Annotated in this window: 3 protein-coding genes; 1 reads left to right on the top strand and 2 read right to left on the bottom strand. The window is 75.2% G+C overall.

Annotated features, from left to right (window positions below; all coding sequences use genetic code 11):
• Together SSBG_RS02350 and SSBG_RS02345 are read right to left on the bottom strand one after the other, a co-directional pair.
• The coding region (locus SSBG_RS02350) for a glycosyltransferase (RefSeq protein ID WP_008744634.1) at positions 1-965 on the bottom strand (965 nt) is incomplete at its 3' end.
• Positions 966-1386: 421 nt separating this feature from the next.
• Positions 1387-2184 (bottom strand): DeoR/GlpR family DNA-binding transcription regulator, encoded by a 798-nt coding sequence (locus SSBG_RS02345; RefSeq protein WP_037868750.1) that lies wholly within the window; start codon positions 2182-2184, stop codon positions 1387-1389.
• 94 nt (positions 2185-2278) lie between these two features.
• On the opposite strand from SSBG_RS02345, the gene SSBG_RS34110 reads away from it, so the two are divergent.
• Positions 2279-2716 (top strand): MFS transporter (locus tag SSBG_RS34110; protein ID WP_037868749.1); only part of this gene is annotated, 438 nt, incomplete at its 3' end.

Genomic DNA, 2716 nt, shown 5'->3' with positions numbered 1-2716 from the left:
TGCGTGATGATCTCGCCGGGACCGTGCGGGCAGTCGGTGGCGATCACCGGGACGCCGCAGTGCATCGCCTCCACGATCGTCATCCCGAAGGACTCCTTGTCCGAGGAGACCGCCGCGATCGAGCCCTTGGCCCACTCCGTCTCGATCGGGGCGACGGACCCCATGAGCCGGACCCGCTCGTAGAGGCCGAGGCGGTCGATCCGCTCGCGCAACTGCGCCTGCCTGGGGCCGCGCCCGTACAGCCGCAGCGTCCAGGTCGGGTGAGCGTCGGCCACGAGCGCGAAGGCGTCGAGGAGACGGTCGTACCGCTTGACGGGGATGAGCCGCCCGGCCGCGACGATGACGTCCGCGTCCCGCGCGGAGCCCTCGACGGCGGGCGCGGGCACGCCGTTGGGGATGCAGCGGATGCGCGCCGACACGCCGGGGAGCGCGGCGCGGTAGGCGGCGGCGTCGGCCTCGGAGACGGTCACGAAGGCGTCGAGCCGCCCGATCACGCCGTTCTGCGCCGTACGGACCGCGTCGCTGTGCCCGGCGAGGCTCAGGTGCTCCTGCCCGACGCGTACGGAGCGGCTCTGCCCGTCGCGGGCGAGGTAGCCGTTGAGGTCGGGACGCGTGGCGATGACGACGTCCGCGTCCGTCGTGCGCAGCCAGCGGCCGATGCGGTCGTCGTGCAGCGCCGAGTAGAGGGTCTTGCCGGAGACGCGCGGCGCGGCGGGCCCCGGGAACATCGTGCAGGGGCGCTGCGCGAGCGGACCCGCCGTGAGCGCGCGCGAGCCGGGCCGGGTGTCGATCAGCGCCGTCAGCCGCACGCGCGGGTCGAAGGGGATCGACGGGGTGTCCTTCGAGCGGTGGACGCTCACGACCTCCACCTCGTGGCGGTCGGCGAAGGCGCGGGAGAGGTTGGCGGTGGAGCGGATCGTGCCGCCGATGCCGTAGGCGTTGTTGATCAGGAACGCGATCTTCACGGGGGCTTCTCCTGGCGCGGAGGCGCGGAAGGGGGAGGAGGGCGGGGGGGTGGACGCGAGGGGAACGGCGGAAGTCCGGTGGGGGGAGACGCGGCGAATTCACATATCAGCACAAAACGGGCACATCGCGAAGGTGGGGGACGGGTGGGCGTGTCCTGGAGTGCGGCGGGGCGGGGTGGGGGGCGAGGGGCGCGGGTGAGGGTGTGGTGCGCGGGCGGGAGTGCCGGGCCGTCATGGTCGCCGGAGAGGGTGTGCGGGGCCTCGCGCGCGGGTGATCGGGTGGCGGGAGGCCGGGAGCGCGCCGGGCGCGGGCACGTCGCACGGGGAGCGGCGCGGGTAAGCGCGGGCGCGGGGTGCGTCCGCGCCAAAGGTGGGGTGTACGGGAGCGGGGGCGGCGTGCGCGGGCCGGGCGCCCGCGCTCTCAGCCGGTGGCGGTGTCCGCCCGGACCGTCAGGACCGTCACCCCCGCCGCCGTCAGGGCGGCGATCTCCTCGGCCGGCGCCACGTCGTCGGTGACCACCGTGTGCAGCGCCGCGGCCGGGACGACGTGGGCGAGGGCCGTGCGGGAGAGCTTGGCGCCCTCGGTGACGGCCACGACGCGGCGCGCCGAGGCGATCGCGGCGCGTTTGACGGCGGCGTCCGCGAGGTCGTACGCGGTGAGCCCGTCCGCCGCCGTGAGGCCGCAGCAGCCGAGCACCGCCGTGTCGAAGCGGAGCGCGGCGAGGGAGGCTTCGGTGAGCGGCCCGGTGAGGGCGAGTTCGCCCGGGCGCGGCTCGCCACCGGCGAGGAGGAGGAGGGTCGCGGGCGGTTCGGCGCCCTCGTACCCCTCGGTGAGGACGCGCGCGGCGTGCAGCGAGAGCGGCATGACGGTCAGGCGGCGGCCCGCGAGCGCGCGGGCGACCTCGACGCACGTCGTCCCGCTGTCCAGGACGACCGACTCGCCGTCCGCGAGCAGCGCGGCGGCCTCGGCGGCGATGCGGTGCTTGGCCTCGCCGCCCTCGCGGGCGCGCGCCGCGAAGGGCTCCTCCTCGCCGCGCGGCGTGAGGCTGCGGGCCCCGCCCCGGTAGCGCTCCAGGACGCCCTGGCGCGCGAGCGCGTCGAGGTCGCGGCGGATCGTCATCTCCGAGGCGCCGGTGAGCGCGGCCAGCTCCGCGACACCCAGGCGCCCGGCCTCGCGTACCGCGTGCGTGATCAGCTTCCATCGTTCGGTCCCGGACACGCCCCCAGTAAACACCTCCCGTGTGAGAAACGCCGTACCGGACCGTCCTCCCGGGGCCTTTACGCACAGAAATCGTGTGAGATATGTTCGTGGCATGAACAAAGCGCTGCGCGCCGCGCGCCGCGCGACCTTCGCCGTCTTCCTGCTCAACGGCTTCGTCATGGGCATGTGGGTCGTCCACATCCCCGCCGTCGAGGACCGCGCCGGGATCGGGCACGCCCTCCTCGGCTGGCTCCTGCTGCTCCTCGGCGGCGGCGCCTTCCTCGGGATGCGGGCGGCGGGCCCGCTGAGCGACCGCTTCGGCCCGCGCCGCACGGTCCCCGCCGGGCTGGCGCTGTGCGCCGCCGCGCTCGTCCTGCCCGGTCTCGCGACGAACGCGTGGACCCTCGCCGGGGCCCTGTTCGTCCTCGGCTTCGGCAACGGCTGCCTCGACGTCAGCATGAACACGCACGCCGTGCGGGTCGAGCGCGGCTACGGACGGCCGATCATGTCCGCCTTCCACGCGGTCTTCTCCGTCGCGGCGTCCTCGCGG

The organism is Streptomyces sp. SPB074, from assembly GCF_000154905.1.
Classification (GTDB): domain Bacteria; phylum Actinomycetota; class Actinomycetes; order Streptomycetales; family Streptomycetaceae; genus Streptomyces.
Note: the sequence above shows the minus strand (reverse complement) of the source record. Positions and strands in the feature narration are given on the sequence as shown.